15 protein-coding genes and 1 pseudogene are annotated in these 14,080 nt (G+C 70.0%); 7 read left to right on the top strand and 9 right to left on the bottom strand.

The window, feature by feature from the left end; all coding sequences use genetic code 11:
- Positions 1-13: 13 nt before the first annotated feature.
- From QM699_RS03420 to QM699_RS03400, 5 genes and pseudogenes are all read right to left on the bottom strand, one after another.
- Complete coding sequence (locus QM699_RS03420) at positions 14-1,042, bottom strand: ornithine cyclodeaminase family protein (RefSeq protein WP_415012687.1); 1,029 nt, start codon at positions 1,040-1,042, stop codon at positions 14-16.
- A complete protein-coding gene (locus tag QM699_RS03415) occupies positions 1,009-1,320 on the bottom strand; it encodes a hypothetical protein (RefSeq protein WP_415012826.1) in 312 nt (103 codons plus the stop codon). Before QM699_RS03415 ends, QM699_RS03420 begins: the two co-directional genes overlap by 34 nt.
- A 187-nt stretch (positions 1,321-1,507) precedes the next feature.
- Positions 1,508-1,759: pseudogene (locus tag QM699_RS03410) on the bottom strand (M24 family metallopeptidase); the annotation flags it as partial.
- The gene (locus tag QM699_RS03405; RefSeq protein ID WP_415009814.1) at positions 1,672-2,094 is read right to left on the bottom strand and encodes an ATP-binding cassette domain-containing protein; all 423 of its coding nucleotides are present in this window, start codon (positions 2,092-2,094) and stop codon (positions 1,672-1,674) included. The pseudogene QM699_RS03410 and the gene QM699_RS03405, both read right to left, overlap by 88 nt.
- Positions 2,095-2,440: 346 nt before the next feature.
- Positions 2,441-3,004 carry a transporter substrate-binding domain-containing protein gene (locus tag QM699_RS03400; RefSeq protein ID WP_415009813.1) on the bottom strand — a complete coding sequence of 188 codons (564 nt, stop codon included), beginning with the start codon at positions 3,002-3,004 and terminating at the stop codon, positions 2,441-2,443.
- Between the two features lie 185 nt (positions 3,005-3,189).
- Between QM699_RS03400 and QM699_RS03395 the strand changes: the two genes are divergently transcribed.
- Positions 3,190-4,044: a GntR family transcriptional regulator gene (locus QM699_RS03395; RefSeq protein WP_415009812.1), complete on the top strand. Its 855-nt coding sequence runs from the start codon at positions 3,190-3,192 to the stop codon at positions 4,042-4,044.
- 214 nt (positions 4,045-4,258) lie between these two features.
- On the opposite strand, the gene QM699_RS03390 is transcribed toward QM699_RS03395, so the two are convergent.
- A complete protein-coding gene (locus QM699_RS03390; protein ID WP_415009811.1) occupies positions 4,259-4,408 on the bottom strand; it encodes a hypothetical protein in 150 nt (49 codons plus the stop codon).
- A gap of 347 nt (positions 4,409-4,755) precedes the next feature.
- Between QM699_RS03390 and QM699_RS03385 the strand changes: the two genes are divergently transcribed.
- From QM699_RS03385 to QM699_RS03365, 5 genes are read left to right on the top strand one after another with little or no spacing between them, the layout of a single operon-like run.
- On the top strand, positions 4,756-5,502 hold the full coding sequence (locus QM699_RS03385; RefSeq protein WP_415009810.1) for a GntR family transcriptional regulator: 747 nt from the start codon (positions 4,756-4,758) through the stop codon (positions 5,500-5,502).
- Between the two features lie 56 nt (positions 5,503-5,558).
- Positions 5,559-7,064 carry a putative N-acetylmannosamine-6-phosphate 2-epimerase gene (locus QM699_RS03380; RefSeq protein ID WP_415009809.1) on the top strand — a complete coding sequence of 502 codons (1,506 nt, stop codon included), beginning with the start codon at positions 5,559-5,561 and terminating at the stop codon, positions 7,062-7,064.
- 28 nt (positions 7,065-7,092) lie between these two features.
- Positions 7,093-8,400, top strand: a complete 1,308-nt coding sequence (locus QM699_RS03375; protein ID WP_415009808.1) for an extracellular solute-binding protein — start codon at positions 7,093-7,095, stop codon at positions 8,398-8,400.
- Between the two features lie 52 nt (positions 8,401-8,452).
- The gene (locus tag QM699_RS03370; protein ID WP_415009807.1) at positions 8,453-9,319 is read left to right on the top strand and encodes a carbohydrate ABC transporter permease; all 867 of its coding nucleotides are present in this window, start codon (positions 8,453-8,455) and stop codon (positions 9,317-9,319) included.
- Positions 9,316-10,146 carry a carbohydrate ABC transporter permease gene (locus tag QM699_RS03365; RefSeq protein ID WP_415009806.1) on the top strand — a complete coding sequence of 277 codons (831 nt, stop codon included), beginning with the start codon at positions 9,316-9,318 and terminating at the stop codon, positions 10,144-10,146. Before QM699_RS03370 ends, QM699_RS03365 begins: the two co-directional genes overlap by 4 nt.
- A gap of 12 nt (positions 10,147-10,158) precedes the next feature.
- Here the strand turns inward: QM699_RS03365 and QM699_RS03360 are convergent, their stop codons facing one another.
- The 3 genes from QM699_RS03360 to QM699_RS03350 all read right to left on the bottom strand — a co-directional run bounded on the left by QM699_RS03360 (position 10,159) and on the right by QM699_RS03350 (position 12,592).
- Positions 10,159-10,818 carry a GMC oxidoreductase gene (locus QM699_RS03360; RefSeq protein WP_415009805.1) on the bottom strand — a complete coding sequence of 220 codons (660 nt, stop codon included), beginning with the start codon at positions 10,816-10,818 and terminating at the stop codon, positions 10,159-10,161.
- A 422-nt stretch (positions 10,819-11,240) separates the two neighbouring features.
- Entirely contained in the window at positions 11,241-11,978 is a 738-nt protein-coding gene (locus tag QM699_RS03355; protein ID WP_415009804.1) for a sugar ABC transporter substrate-binding protein, read from the bottom strand.
- A gap of 26 nt (positions 11,979-12,004) precedes the next feature.
- Entirely contained in the window at positions 12,005-12,592 is a 588-nt protein-coding gene (locus tag QM699_RS03350) for a succinylglutamate desuccinylase/aspartoacylase family protein (protein ID WP_415009803.1), read from the bottom strand.
- 129 nt (positions 12,593-12,721) lie between these two features.
- On the opposite strand from QM699_RS03350, the gene QM699_RS03345 reads away from it, so the two are divergent.
- Positions 12,722-13,510, top strand: a complete 789-nt coding sequence (locus QM699_RS03345; RefSeq protein ID WP_415009802.1) for an IclR family transcriptional regulator — start codon at positions 12,722-12,724, stop codon at positions 13,508-13,510.
- Positions 13,511-14,080: the final 570 nt, after the last annotated feature.

Raw genomic sequence — 14,080 nt, 5'->3', positions numbered from 1 at the left:
TGCGATGCTCCGTCTACCCGGCGAGGTCGATCTCGATGCCGACGCCCGCGGCGCGGGCGCGGGCGAGGAGCAGGGCGCCGATGGCGATGTCCTGCATCGCGATGCCGACGGAGTTGTAGAGGGTGATGTCCTCGGGCGCGGTCCGGCCGGGCGCGGCGCCGGTGACGACGGCGCCGATCTCGGGGCCGATCTCGGGGCCGACATCCGATGCGCTGAGCGCGCCCTCGGCGATGGCGAGGAGGAGGTCGCCGGACTCGTGGAAGGCCGTCTCCCGGCTGTCGAGGAAGACGCGGGCGCGGGCCATGCCGGCGGCGTCGATCTCGCGGTGGTCGGCGCGCGGCGGGGCGCCGACGGCGTTGACGTGCTGGCCGGGGCGGAACCACGCGCCCTCGACCACCGGCTCGCGCGAGGGGGTGAGGGTGCAGACGACATCCGCCTCCGCGAAGACGGCCGCCGGAGTGGCGAGGGCGGCGACGGCGAGGCCGGGGTGCGCCTGCGCGATACGGGCGGCGAAGCGGGTGGCGGTGTCGGGGTTGCGGGTCCAGAAGACCAGGCGCTCGAACGGGCGGACCTGAGCGAGGGCCGCGACATGGGCGACGGCGAGGTCGCCCGCGCCGATCAGGCCGAGCACGCGGGAGTCTGGCCGCGCGAGGTGGCGGGTGGCGACGGCGCTGGCGGCGGCGGTGCGGATCCGGGTCGGGATCTGGCCGTGGATTATGCCCTCGCAGAAGCCGGTTTCCTGCGAGACCAGCATGAGCACCGAGCGTTGGCTCGGCAGGCCGCGGCTGGCGTTGTCGGGGATGTCGGCGAGGAGCTTCGCCGCCGCGAGGCCCTGCCGGTCGGCGAGCGCCGTCATGGTCAGGAAGGCGCCCGGCCCGGAGGGCAGCGCCATGGCGCCGGGCGACGGCTGGGCGGCGGTGCCGCGGGCCATGTCGGCGTGGGCGGCCTCCACGGCTTCGATGACTTCGGCCATGGCCACGAGGCCCTCGACCTGCGAGCGGGTGAGGATCAGCGTCTTCGAGGGCGTCGGGTCGGTGGGCATCGGGCGAAGGTCTCCTGGACGGCGACGCGGTGGGTTTCGAGCGGCGTGTGCCGGCTCAGGTTCTCGAAGCCGTCGGCGGTGACAAGGTAGAGGTCGCCGATGTTGCAACCGGCGGATTGCGGCTCCAGCCACTGCGTATGGAGCACGAAGATCATCCCCTCTTCCAGCCGGTCGTGGTTGTGCGAGGAGATGTTGTAGGCGTTCTGCCCGCCCGCCATCCCGACCGCGTCGCCGAGGTTCGGGTTGTGCGGGCCGAAGGTGGCCGGATAGACGTGCATCAGCCGCCGGCCCTGCGCCTCGTAATCGGCGTCGGGGACGGACTTCGCGCCGGATCTCGCGCGGGCCGCCGTCCTCGGCGGTGCTCCAGTTGTAGGGCATGGTGCGCGCCTCGGCGTCCCGGAGCAGGCCCGCCTCGATGTAGGGGACGAAGGCGGCGTTGTTGAGGTCGCGGAAGAGCGTGCCGGGGCGGATCAGCGTCTCCGCCGCCTTGACGCCGCGCGCGCAGGCGTCGAGCACCAGTTCCTGCCGGTCGGTGAGCGCGCCTATGGCGATCATCCGGGCGGTCTGGGCGGTGTAGCCCTGATAGGTGACGTTGGAGACATAGAGGTTGAGGAGGTCGCCCTCGCGGATCACCCGGCCGTAGGGCTTGCCGCAATGGGTGCCCCATTCGTTGGCGCCGATCTGGTAGCCGTCGCCGGTCTCGCCGCCGCGCGCCATCTGCGCCAGCGTGAAGGCGGCGTACCGGCCAGGCCGTAGGCGATGTTCTCGGCCACGGTCAGGTGCGAGAACAGCGCGAAATTCTGGAACACCATGCCGAGCCCGCGGTGGCGCACCGCGACCCGCGTCAGGTCGCGGCCACCGAGGCGGATGCTGCCGCGGTCCGGCACGATCAGCCCGGCGATGGCGCGCAGGATCGTCGATTTGCCGCAGCCGCTGGGGCCGAGCGGGGCCACCACCTTGCCGGCGGGGACGTCGAAGCTCACGCCATGGAGGACCTGCCTGCCCTCGTAGCTGTGGTTGACGTCCGTGATCTGAAGTCCGGTCTCGGCCATGTCCGCCGTCCCGCCCATCCGTCATCCTCGGTTGAGTCGAGGGATGCGGACCGATGGAGTGGAAATAAATTCGTAACTATGTTCGGAAATTAATCCGATACATATATGATTGAACCGTGTGCATGACTTTCGGGCGGTGTCGAAATCGGCGGCAGAAGGAACTGCGTTGGGGCGCTGTGGCGAGGGCGACGCGCCACGGCATTCGCAGGGATTTGCGGATCATTGGAGGCGCGATTCGCGGTTGCGCTCCGTGGGGGCGTTGGGGTTTGCGGACATGAAAAGGCCGGCGCCTCCGGTTCACGGGACGCGCCGGCCCTGGTCGCGGAGGCTCCGGGTGGGGGAGCGGTCAGGTCGCGGTGTTCTCGGACAGCCGCTGGCGTGCGAGGGGAAGGCCCATGTCGGTGCAGATCGCTTCGATATGGGCCGCGGAGTCGGCGATGAAGGTGAGCGCCGCGTCGAAACCGTAAGCCTGGTGCTCGTAGCTCGGCCAGCCGTAGCGGCTCGTCTCGTCGCTCTCCCAGCTCTCGGCCTCGCCCGCGTCGAAGCGCTTCGACAGGATCGACGGCACGATGGCCGCGCCGGCGCCGACGTCGGTCATCTGCACCTCGACCCCGAGGATCACGCCGAGCGCCGCCGCGAGGTCGGCGTCGATGCCGACAAGGCCGCCGCTCTCGCCGTGGAAGCTGATCGGCGGGGTGAGGTCGGTCGCGACCTTGAGCACGCCGGCCGACTTGATGGCAGCAGGGAGCGCGGCCGCCAGCGTCTCGTTGAGCGCGACGCCGGGCAGCGCTGCGATCTCGGCGGTCGGCTTCATCATTTCCGCCGACCCCTGCGCGAGGGCCGACGTTCCCGCCAGCGCGGCCGTGGCTCCGACGAGCGCCGATCCGAGGAGCTTTCGAATGCCGTCCATGCTATCCCCTTTCACGCCATCAGGCGATCCCGTCGGCGTCCCGATCTGGCCCGCCCTGCATCTTGATCGCCAGTTTTTTCGAACGTTTGTTCGCAACATTTACCGGCCGCGGGCGCGATGAATCGAAGTGCGGATCCGGCAAGTCCGCACCTGCCGCTCATTCGATGACCAAGGATGCTACAGACTTGGGCATCCGCAAAAGCGTCGTTCAAGCAATCTCGCCGAATCACGGCCCCACGTGCGAGAACGCCCGCGATATGGAGGATGACTTGACCCCGCCCCGTACCGGATCCGAACAAACCACCGAGGACGCATCCGAGAGAATTTGCGCGACGTTGATGGAAGCGGTGTCCGAGCGGGCGCTGAGTCCGGGGACCAAGCTCATGGAGGATGTGATCGCCCGGCACTTCGGGGTCAGCCGGACGGCGGTTCGCGGCGCCATCGCCATCCTCGAGCGCGCGCATCTCGTCGAACTCCGCCGGAACCACGGGTCGTTCATCGCCTCGCCGGACCGGGCCGAGGCGCGGCAGCTCCTCGAGACCCGGCGCGTCCTCGAGATGGCCACGATCGCTGCGGTGATGACGGCGGCCACGCCTGCGGAACTCGACCGCCTCGAACGATTGACCCTCGAGGAGGAGACGGTTCACTCCGGTGCGGACGACGGCGCCAAGCAGCGGCTGTCCGGCAACTTCCACGTCGAGCTCGCACGCGCCGCCGGAAACGCCGTGATGGAAGAGATGTTGCAGAACGTCCTGGCGCGCCTGTCGCTGGTGGCGGCGCTCTATGAGCGCGACGACGGCCGCAAGTGCGGTGCCGTCGACCACCGCGGCATCCTCGCGGCAATTCGCTCCGGCGACGTTGCCGCCGCCACTGCCGCCATGTCCCAGCATCTCGACGACCTCGAGGCCATGCTCGACCTCGACGCCTCGCCGGACAACGAAGACACGCTATCCATCGTACTGCGAAAGTTTGCGCCGAGCGCCCCCGCGGTGCAGCGACGCCCCCGCCGGCCCCCTGCCCCTCCGCGCCACGACAGCTGATCCTCCACCGCGCAGCCGCGCAGTCCATCCATGACGGCGCGGTGGTGGTTGTCGGCCACGACGCGGCAATCCTTTGATCGCCTGCACCGGACAGCATGATCCAGCTTGCCGAATAGCCGCGCCATCCGCGTGGCCGAGGGGCGTGTGCGCCACTGCGACCGACGGCGTTCCGTCCTTCGCGATGCCGTCGAGGCCGAACCGGATCTGGCGCGCGCTACGCGGCGACGCTCAGGCGCAGGTCGAAGCCGCGGGTGGCAAGGATGTCGAGACCGGCCTCGGCGTCAAGGCGGGTCCGGGCCGCGTCGCCGGTGAAGACGAAGCCGCCGGCCGGGGGCGGACGAGGGTGCCCGCCGGATCGCCGCACTCGCCGCCGACCTCCACCGCCGCGGAGAGCGCGAGCTTGCCCGCGAGGCCGGCGGCGGCGACGGCATCCGCGCCGCCGGGGGAGAGGGGGCCGCCGTTGTCGAGGCTGACGGCCTCGGCCGAAGGCCTCGCGCCGGACTTGAGCCCGTCCGCCCGAGGCGATGGAGACCCCCGTCGGTGCCGGCGCCGAGGTCGATGCTGCCCCTGGCTCCCCAACGTCACGCGGGGCTCCGCCTGCGCGTCACTGCGGGTCCGCGCAGGCGGTCTGGGGCCCGGATGCAGGACAGGTTCGAGATGACCCGCGTGAATACCTGTGCCATACCGGCCAAGAGCCAGGGGAGCCGGACGATGCCCGGGGGCATACTCGAGACACTTCAGCAGCAGTTCGTTGTCGGCCCGGATGACGCCCCGCTCTATCGGCGCCTCAAAGGGGCGATGGAGCGGACAATCGCGACCTGCGGGCTTGCGGACGGGGCGGGGTTTCCGGGCGAGCGCGTGATCGCTGACCGGCTGTTGCTCTCGCGCGTGACCGTGCGGCGGGCTCTGGCGCTGCTGGAGGAGGACGGTGTCCTCAGCCGCCGGCAAGGGGCGCGAACCGAGGTCGCTGCGCGGGTCGAGAAGGCCCTGCCAGCCCTGACGAGCTTTTCGGAGGATCTGCGCGCACGGGGCATCCTGCCCGGCTGCCGGTGGCTGTCGAAGCGGATCGCATGGCCCTCCCCCGGCGAGGCGCTGGCGCTCGGGCTGCGATCTGGGGCGGAAGTGGTGCGGATGCGCCGGGTACGCACGGCCGACGGCGTGCCGATCGCGGTGGAGCAGGCGGCAGTTCCGGCGAGCCTCCTGCCCTCGCCGGACCTTGTCGGCGACTCGCTCTACGAGGCGCTGGGGCGGCTCGGTCTCCAGCCACAGCGCGCGCTGCAGCGGATGCGGGCCGAGGTCGCGACGCCCGGCGACGCCGAGCTGCTGGACTGCGCCGAGGGATCGCCGGTGCTTTACTCCGAGCGGCGCTGCTTTCTCGCCGACGACCGGGTCGTGGAGCATTGCGAGACGCGGTATCGGGGCGACGTCTACGAGTTTCTGCTGGAACTCCGCCGATAATACCAGTTGCATTCCAGTAGGGACCGGACGATCCTTTTCGGACGCTCGGGGGGATCATGCGGCCGGATGCCATCGCGAACAGCCTGATCGTCTCGTGCCAGCCGGTGCCCGGTGGCGCGATGGACGATGCCGCTTCCGTCATAGGCTTCGCCCGCGCCGCGCTCGACGCCGGAGCCGGCGGGCTGCGCATCGAGTCGGTGGCCTATGTCGCGGCGGTGCGGGCGGCGGTGGCGGCGCCGATCATCGGGCTCGTCAAGCGCGACCTCGACGACAGCCCTGTCCGCATCACGCCGTTCCTGACGGACGCCGAGGAGCTGGCCGACGCGGGCGCCGACATCATCGCCTTCGACGCCACGGCGCGGCCGCGGCCCGCCGCGGTTTGCGAGCTGATTGCCGCCATTCATGCGCGCGGGCGGCTGGCGATGGCCGACTGCTCCTGCCGCGCGGACGCCGAGGCGGCGCTGGCGGCAGGGGCGGACATCGTCGGCTCGACCATGTCGGGCTATACCGGGGGGCCGGAGCCGGTCGAGCCCGACCTCGCGCTCGTCGCGAGCCTCCGCCAGCTCACCCCTCATGTCGTCGCCGAGGGCCGGCTGCGCACGCCGGAGCACGCCGCCGACGCGGTGCGCGCCGGCGCGGCCGCGGTCGTCGTCGGCTCGGCGATCACCCGGCCGGAGCATGTCACCGGCTGGTTCCGCGACGCGGTCGGCACCGCCTTCGCCCGTCGCGACCTTCCGGTGCTCGCCCTCGACATCGGCGGGACGAAGACATTCGCGGCGCTCGTCAGGGGCGCGGAGGTGATCGAGGAGGCGATCATCGCCACCGACCGCGCCGCCGGGCCCGACGCCTGGCTCGATGCCGCAGCCGATGTGGCGCGCGGCTGGGGAGGCTTCGCGGCGGTCGGCGCCGCGGTTACCGGCTTCGTCCGCGATGGTCTCTGGTCCGCGCTGAATCCGCGCGTCCTCGGCATCCCGCCGCGCTTTCCGCTGGCCGAGCGTGGCGGCGCCCGGTTTGGAGCGCCGTTTCTCGCGGTCAACGACGCCCAGGCGGCGACCTGGGGCGAGCACCGCTTCGGCGTGGGCGAAGGCGGCGACCTCGTCTTCCTCACCATCTCGACGGGCATCGGCGGTGGCATCGTCACCGGCGGGCGCCTGCTCGGCGGCCTCGCCGGGCACTTCGGCCAGCTCCGCTCGCCATCGGGCGGGGCGGCGCCGCTCGAAGACGGGGCATCGGGCGGCTGGATGGCGGAGGAGGCCGCGCGGGTCGGCCATGTCGTCGAGGCGCCGGCGATCTTCGCCCGCAGCGGCGAGGCCTGGGCGGAGGGCATCGTCGCGACATCGGCGGCGCGGGTCGCGCTGCTCTGCCGCGACATCCAGCTCGCGCTAGACCCGCCGCTGATCGCCATCGGCGGCGGCGTGGGACTGGCGGATGGCTATCTCGCGCGGATCGAGGCGAGGCTCGGCGGCCTGCCGCCGGAACTCGCCCCGCGGCTGGCGGCGGCACGGCTCGGGGCGCGGGCCGGCATCCTCGGGGTCGCCGACCTCGCCCGCTCGAACGCATGAGACCGACAGGACAGCAAGGGGGACTATGATGAGACTGGGACGACAGACACTCGCGGCGCTCGCCCTTCTGGCGGCGAGCCTTGCCCTGCCCGGTGCCGGCAATGCCAAGGTGACGGTCCTCGGCTGGCCGGGCGGATCGGAGGAGACGGCGCTGCGCGCGACCGTCGATCTCTACAACCAGACCGCGCCCGAGGAGGACAAGGTCGAGCTCCTGTTCTTCAACCGCGAGGGCTTCTTCGACAAGCTTCAGGCGGACATGGCGGCGGGCTCCGACGCCTTCGACGTCAACCTCGTCGCCACCTATTCCGTGGGCCGCTACGCCCCCTACATGGAGCCGATCGACCTCGGGGCGGACGCGACGAAGGTGTTCGGCGAGTCCGTGCTGAAGACGATGCAGTACGACGGCAAGCAGTACGGGGTGCCGACCGACCTGTCGCTGCACTTCATGTACTATCGCAAGGACCTGATCGACGCCCTCCTCGCCGACGATGCGGCGAAGAAGACCTATGGCGAGATCGCGGAGAAGTACCTCGGCAAGGCGCCGGACGAGTGGACCTGGGACGACTGGGCGGCGACGGCGCTCTACTTCACCGAGGCGGTGAACCCAGACAGCCCGGTCCGCTACGGCACCGTGCTCCAGATGAAGAACCTGCTCTTCAACATGATGGTGTTCCAGTCCCTGCCGCGCGCCTACGGCGGCGACTGGATGGACGCGAGCGGCAAGGTCACGGTCGGCTCGGACGCCTATCGCACCGGGCTCGAACTCTACAGGAAGCTCTACGACGCCGGCGCGACGCCGAAGGACTCGCTCAGCTACGAATATGCCGAGACCAACGCCGCCTTCGCCTCGGGCCAGGTGGCCACGGCGCTGCAGTGGAACGCCGCGGCGGGCGATCTCACCAATCCCGAGACCTCGCCGGCGGTGGCCGAGGTGACGGGGATCGTTGCTCCGCCGGCCGGGCCGGCGGCGCGTGCGACCCATATCCACGGGCTCGGGCTCGGGCTGAATGCCAAGGCGAAGAACAAGGAGGGGGCGCTGCACTTCCTGAAGTGGCTCGCGACGGAGGATGCGGCAGTCGCCTACGCCACCGCGGGCGGCTCCCCCGCGCTCACGCCGGAGGTGGTGGCCAAGGTGGCGGAGAAGCGGCCGGATCTCGTTCTGCTCGGCGACTTTGCCGGCAAGTACGGCTACGTGATGACCGGGGCGACATCGGCGAATGCGCTCTCGGTGTACGAGTTGCAGGCGAAGGAGTTCACCGGCTACTGGGCCGGGCAACAGAGCCTCGACGACGCGCTGGCGCACACCGCGGCGGGCATGAGCGACCTCCTGAAGTGAGACCCCGGCGCCGGGTGCGCACCCCGCATCCGGCCCTTCGAGGCGAGGGCTGATGACGATCCTGAAACCGGCCGAGGGGCGGTTCTACCTGACGCCTCTCGTCGGGTTTCTCCTGCTGTTCCTCGGGTTTCCCGCAGTGGTGAATGTCGTCTACTCGGTCTCGGACGTCCGCTTCGAGACGCTGCGGAGCCCGAGCTTCGCGGGCGCTGCCAACTATCTCGCCGTCGTCCGGGACGGCGAATTCTGGCAGGCGGTGTGGTTCTCGCTGCGCTTCGGACTGCTGACGGCGATCGCGGAGTGCGCGCTCGGGCTGTTTCTCGCGCTCTTCCTCGCGCCGCTCCTCACCGACAGGCCGGTGCTCCTCGCCCCCCTGATGCTGCCCTTGATGGTGGCGCCGGCGATGGTCGGGCTCATGTACCGGCTGGTGCTCCACGAGTTCGCGGGCCCGGTGCCCTACTATCTCCAGCTCTGGACCGGATCGAGCCCGGCGTTCCTCGACGCGGACAACGCCTTTCGCACGCTCGTCGTCGTCGAGACGCTGCAGTGGACGCCATTCGCCTTCCTGCTGTTCCATGCCGCCTACATCGCCATTCCCGGCGACGTGCGGGACGCGGCGGCGATGGACGGGGCGTCGGCGCTGGCGCGGCTCCGGTGGATCGAACTGCCGCTGATGGCGCCGACGCTCGCCATCGCCTTCTTCCTGCGCTTCATCGACGGATTCCGGGTGTTCGACAACGTCTATACCCTGACCGGAAGCGGCGCCGGCGGCTCGACCACCTCGCTCTCGATCTACATCTATCAGGCGTTCTTCAAGGAGGGCGCGATCGGAAAGGCGATCGCCGCCTCGATCCTGCTCTTCATCGCCGCGCTGCTGCTGCTCGTCGGGATCGGTGCGCTCGGGCGGAAGCGGGCGGCATGAAGGCGGCGCTGTCCACCTTGCGGATCGTGGTCTACGGGCTGGCGGTGCTGGCGATGAACTTTCCGGTCATCGCGACGCTCGTCACCTCGTTCAAGAGCGCGCGCGAGGCGGCGACGAACCCGTCGCTCTGGATCGCGGCGCCGACGCTCGCGAACTATGCGAAGGTGCTGTCCGACACGACGCGGTTCAACATCTACGCCTATCTCTTCAACAGCCTCGTCGCGGCGCTGATCGGCACCACGCTCGCCATCGCGCTCGCGCTGCCGGCGGCCTACGGGATCGTTCGGAGCGAGACCGGGCAGCGGGTGATGCTGCCGCTCGTCATCAACCTCCGGGCGGTGCCGCTCATCATCTTCGCGATCCCGCTCTACATGATGTACCAGTGGCTCGGCCTGCTCGACACGCGGGTCGGGCTCGGGCTGATCCTCGCCATCGTCAACGTGCCGCTGGCGCTCGTCATCCTCGTCAATGCCGTCGCCGAGGTGCCGGCGGAACTCGACGAGGCGGCGAAGATCGACGGGGCGTCGTCGTGGCAGACCCTCGTCACCATCGTCCGGCCGCTGGTCCGGCCGGCGCTGGTGACGACCTTCATCTTCGGGTTCATCACCGCCTGGAACGAGTTCCTGTTCGGGCTGCTGCTGACGACGAGCCGGGCGGTGCCGATGACGGTCGGGGCCTCGTTCTTCTTCGCCGCGAGCGGCGGCGGGGTGCAGTGGGGGACGGCCTCCGCCGTGATGATCCTCGGCGCCCTGCCCCCTGCCCTTCTCGGCCTCGTCATGTACCGGCAGATCTCGAGCTCCCTGACCGCGGGCGCGATCAAGGGCTGACCCCCCGCGGCGCTACAGCCGCCGCAGCGCGTCCGCGATCTTTTCGGCGATCATCAGCGTCGGCACATTGGTGTTGGCGCAGGGGACCGTCGGCATGATCGAGGCGTCGGAGACATAGAGGCCGTCAAGGCCGCGGACCTTGCCGCTCGGGTCGGTCACGGCGAGCGCGTCGCCGCCCGGCCCCATCCGGCAGGTGCAGGACGGGTGCCAGACCCCGCCGACGGTCTCGCGCAGATAGGCCTCGAGCGCGGGGCGGTCGGCGGCGAGGCGGCGAGGGTCGTCGAAGTTGGCGAGCATGTGCGGAAAGGCGCGCTCGCGGAGCGGGCCGGCGAGGTCGATCGCGGTGGCGCTGATGGCGGTGACGGTGGCGGCAAAGGGCGTCGGCTTCGAGAAGCGCTTGCCGATCTCGGACATGCCGCCGGCGTAGAGCCCGCCAACGGTGGCGGCGAGGCTCGGGTCGGTGGCGAGGCCGACGGCGCGCTCGAAGGCGTCGGCGAGGCGGGTGAGGTCGCGGGCGTCCGAGAGCATGCGGAAGTCGATGCGCGGCGGGCCGTCCGGGGCGGCGGCATCGAGCAGGAGCTGGCCGCGGGAATAGGACTTGTTCACCCAGAAGAAGATCGAGCCGAGCTGTCCGCCGACCGCGTGCCAGGCGGCGCGGCTGACGAAGTTCATGTGCATGTCGCCGGCCGGGCAGCCTTCGACGCCCGAGGAGAAGCGGAAGGCCGTTCAAGAGTCCGATCGCCGCGCCCGCGGCGACCGCGGCGAGGAGCGTCAGGGTGGCGGAGCCGGTGGCGGCATAGCCGAGGCCGGCGGCGACGCCGCCGAAGGCGAGGGTGCTGCCGACGGAGATGTCGATGCCGCGGGCGATGATGACGGCGGTCATCGCGAAGGCGACGATGGCGATCACCGCGCTCTGCTGCGCGATGCTGACGAAGTTGCCCGCCGAGAGGAACCGCGGGTCGATCGCCCCGAAGACGGCGACGGCGAGGACGAGCACCCCGACGAGGATCGGCTCGTTGCGTCGGAAAAGCGCGGCGATCATCGGGGCCCTCCGGAACCGGGGCGCCGGCGCGACCGGCGCCGGCGCGGTCGGCCTACTTGCCGACGGTCATCGCCGAGGCGGGGACCTTCGGGCCGAGCTGCTCGGTGTAGTTCTTCGCCTCGACCGCTTCCTTCTCGGTGTTGATCGACTCGAAGCTCAGGCCGCCCGCCTTCAGCTTCGCCGCGGTTGCATCCGAAGTCACGAAGTAGGTCGGCATGTAGAGGTCCTTCGGCAGTTCCTCGCCACCAGCGAGCCGGGCCGCGACGGCGATGTTCCAGTACCCGACGCGGTAGGCGCCGGTCAGGACGTCCATCACCATCTTGCCGCTGTCGATCATGTCCTTCATCTCGGCGTCGCCGTCGTAGCCGCCATAGAGAAGGTCTGTGCCCATCGAGGTGGCGACGCTGTCGGCAGCGAGGCAGAGGCTGTCGGAAATGCAGCCGATCCCCTTCAGGTCGGGATAGGTGGTGAGCCAGGTCTGCGCCGCATTCGTCGCCTTGGCGGCGTCCCAGCCGGTCGGCTCGATGCCGACGATGGTGATCTTCGGGAACTCCTTCGCCATCGTTTCGACGAAGCCCTTCTCCCGGGTGTCGGAGACGAAGTTGCCGCGGGAGCCGACGAGGAGCGCGACCTCGCCCTCGCCGCCGAGCGAGGTGCCGAGCGCACGGGCGACCATCGCCATGTTCTCGTAGTCGGGATAGAGCGTCGAGTAGTTGCCGCCGCCCTCGACCTTGTTGCCCATGGTGATGACCGGAATGCCCGCGTCGATCGCCTTCTTGATCGCCGGCACGACGGCGTTCTTGTCGATCGGGTCGATCAGGATGGCGCTGACGCCCCGAAGGCCAGCGTCGCGTCGATGTTGCGGCGGTGGCCCTCCGGGGTCGGTGACGGCTCGATGATCGCGGACGGCAGGATCATCAGCGACGAGCCACCGGAGTGGAGGTCGAGGAAATAGTCGGAGATTGGGAACAGGCAGTCGTGGACGTAAGCCGCGATCTGCTGCGTGAGCGTGCCGTTGAAGTCGCCGGGGAAGCAGCGGTTGAAGTTCAGCCCGTCCACCGGCGAGGTGCGGGTGCCGGCCTCGACGGCGCGGACGTTGATTGCCGGAATCGCGATGATCCGCCCGGAGACATCGGCCGGGTCGATCTCGCGCAGCAACTCGCCCAGCGCGATCGGCCCCTCGTATTCGTCGCCGTGGTTTCCGGCCTCGATAAGGATCGTCGGCCCGTCACCGTTCGCGATCACCGCAAGCGGCACCTGCACGGTGCCCCAGGCGTCGTCATGGGGCGACTGCGGCATGCAGAAGGTGCCGATCTGCTTTCCGGGACGGTCGAGGTCGACGCTGGAGAAGACGCTGTTCCGGCGCGGGGTGAGAAGCGTCCTGCCCGTGTCGAAAGCGGTCACGTTTCCGGCCCCCCCGTTTCCCCGACACCGCAAGCGTGTTGAGTTTTATATTTGATGTCAATCTCAAATATGAAACCTGTTCATCCCCCCGCCGCGATCCCGTATCGTCGCAGCCACGGAGGACATTCGATGAGCAACGAGGCGCAGGATTCCGGCAGGCCCAGCTACGCGGCGCCCGCTCTCACCAAGGGTCTGGAGGTGCTGGAGCTGCTCGCCACCGCGCAGGCGCCGATGACGATGACGATGATCGGCGAGGGGCTCGGCCGATCGAAGAACGAGATCTTCCGGATGATCTTCGCGCTTCAGGAGCGCGGCTATATCGAGCGCAACCCCGAAACGGATGCCTTCTCCCTGACTGACCGTCTGTTTCGGCTGGGCCTTCGCACTCCGCGCGCACAGGACCTGATGACGGCGGCGATGCCCGAGATGGCGGCCATCGCCGAGACGGTGGGACAGTCGCCGCACCTCGTGGTGGTGAGCCGCGGCGAAACCGTCGTGACCGCGGCGGTGCCTGGCGGCTCCGACATGGCCTTCACGCTGCGCCTCGGCTACGGGCGCCTCGCGGCCGACGCGACGTCGGGCCAAGTGATCCTCGCCTTTCAGGACCCGGCGGTCGCGGCGCGGATCATCGACGACTGCGCGGCAAAGGCCCCGGTCGACCGCAAGGCGCTCGCCGACCAGTTGGCGGCGATCCGCGCCCGCGGCCACGAACTCCACGCGAGCCGCGACTTCGTCGGCATCACCGACATCTGCTGCCCGATCCTCGGGGCCGACGGCCACGCGGTCGCAGCGATCATCATCGCCTTCGTCAACCGCCACAACCGGGACAACCGCCACGACGAGGCGCTGGAGGCCCTGAAGGCGTCCTGCGCACGCATCGCGGCGAAGCTGTCGCAACAGCTCCATTTCCTGCCGTGAAGTCCCGGCAGAGAACGCCCCAGGTGCCCCGATCCCGTCCGGGAACCAGCGAGCCGCGGGCCTCCAGATACCAGCGCGCCGGCAGGGGTATCCCGGACAAGCGACGGGGCCATGCCATGGCTGCGGCAATCGCGCTTCGGGATGATCTGAGCAGCGACGATCTTCGGCGGCTGGCGCAGGACAGCCGGGACGCGAAGCAGTTCCGCCGGCTGCCGGCGCCGGCGGCGCTGCCGCACCCCGGCGGCCACGCCACACGCCTCGACATGCAACGGGCAATTCTCAGGCCGAGATTCCAGTCGGCCCGGGACGAAAGACCGGGGTCAGGTCCATCCCGTCGCCATCGGCCGACTTGACCTCACGATCCGCGAAGCCATCCAGCCGATCCTCGACACTCTTGCCGAGGCCCCCCGCTGCTGGGAGTCGGCTCGATCCGAATGCTGGGCAAGCTCGCCGGCTTGGCCGCCACGCGTCGATCGTGGCGCCGGTCGCCGCCCATCCCGAAAGTGCCACCGGCAGCCTGATCTTCCGGCCGCCGGCAGAGGTCGCCGCGCCGATCAGCGACTTCGCCTC

This window comes from Amaricoccus sp. (genome assembly GCF_047602525.1).
Classification (GTDB): Bacteria; Pseudomonadota; Alphaproteobacteria; order Rhodobacterales; family Rhodobacteraceae; genus Amaricoccus.
This window is presented reverse-complemented; position numbering and strand designations above follow the sequence as displayed.

Bases quoted from the DNA above. Each gene is read 5' to 3' on its own strand.
- QM699_RS03345 (WP_415009802.1), top strand. From the start codon at position 12,722: ATGAGCAACGAGGCGCAGGATTCCGGCAGGCCCAGCTACGCGGCGCCC.
- QM699_RS03360 (WP_415009805.1), bottom strand. From the start codon at position 10,818: ATGAACTTCGTCAGCCGCGCCGCCTGGCACGCGGTCGGCGGACAGCTC.
- QM699_RS03370 (WP_415009807.1), top strand. From the start codon at position 8,453: ATGACGATCCTGAAACCGGCCGAGGGGCGGTTCTACCTGACGCCTCTC.
- QM699_RS03385 (WP_415009810.1), top strand. From the start codon at position 4,756: ATGCCCGGGGGCATACTCGAGACACTTCAGCAGCAGTTCGTTGTCGGC.
- QM699_RS03400 (WP_415009813.1), bottom strand. From the start codon at position 3,004: ATGGACGGCATTCGAAAGCTCCTCGGATCGGCGCTCGTCGGAGCCACG.
- QM699_RS03405 (WP_415009814.1), bottom strand. From the start codon at position 2,094: ATGGCCGAGACCGGACTTCAGATCACGGACGTCAACCACAGCTACGAG.
- QM699_RS03415 (WP_415012826.1), bottom strand. From the start codon at position 1,320: ATGCACGTCTATCCGGCCACCTTCGGCCCGCACAACCCGAACCTCGGC.
- QM699_RS03380 (WP_415009809.1), top strand. From the start codon at position 5,559: ATGCGGCCGGATGCCATCGCGAACAGCCTGATCGTCTCGTGCCAGCCG.
- QM699_RS03365 (WP_415009806.1), top strand. From the start codon at position 9,316: ATGAAGGCGGCGCTGTCCACCTTGCGGATCGTGGTCTACGGGCTGGCG.
- QM699_RS03375 (WP_415009808.1), top strand. From the start codon at position 7,093: ATGAGACTGGGACGACAGACACTCGCGGCGCTCGCCCTTCTGGCGGCG.
- QM699_RS03420 (WP_415012687.1), bottom strand. From the start codon at position 1,042: ATGCCCACCGACCCGACGCCCTCGAAGACGCTGATCCTCACCCGCTCG.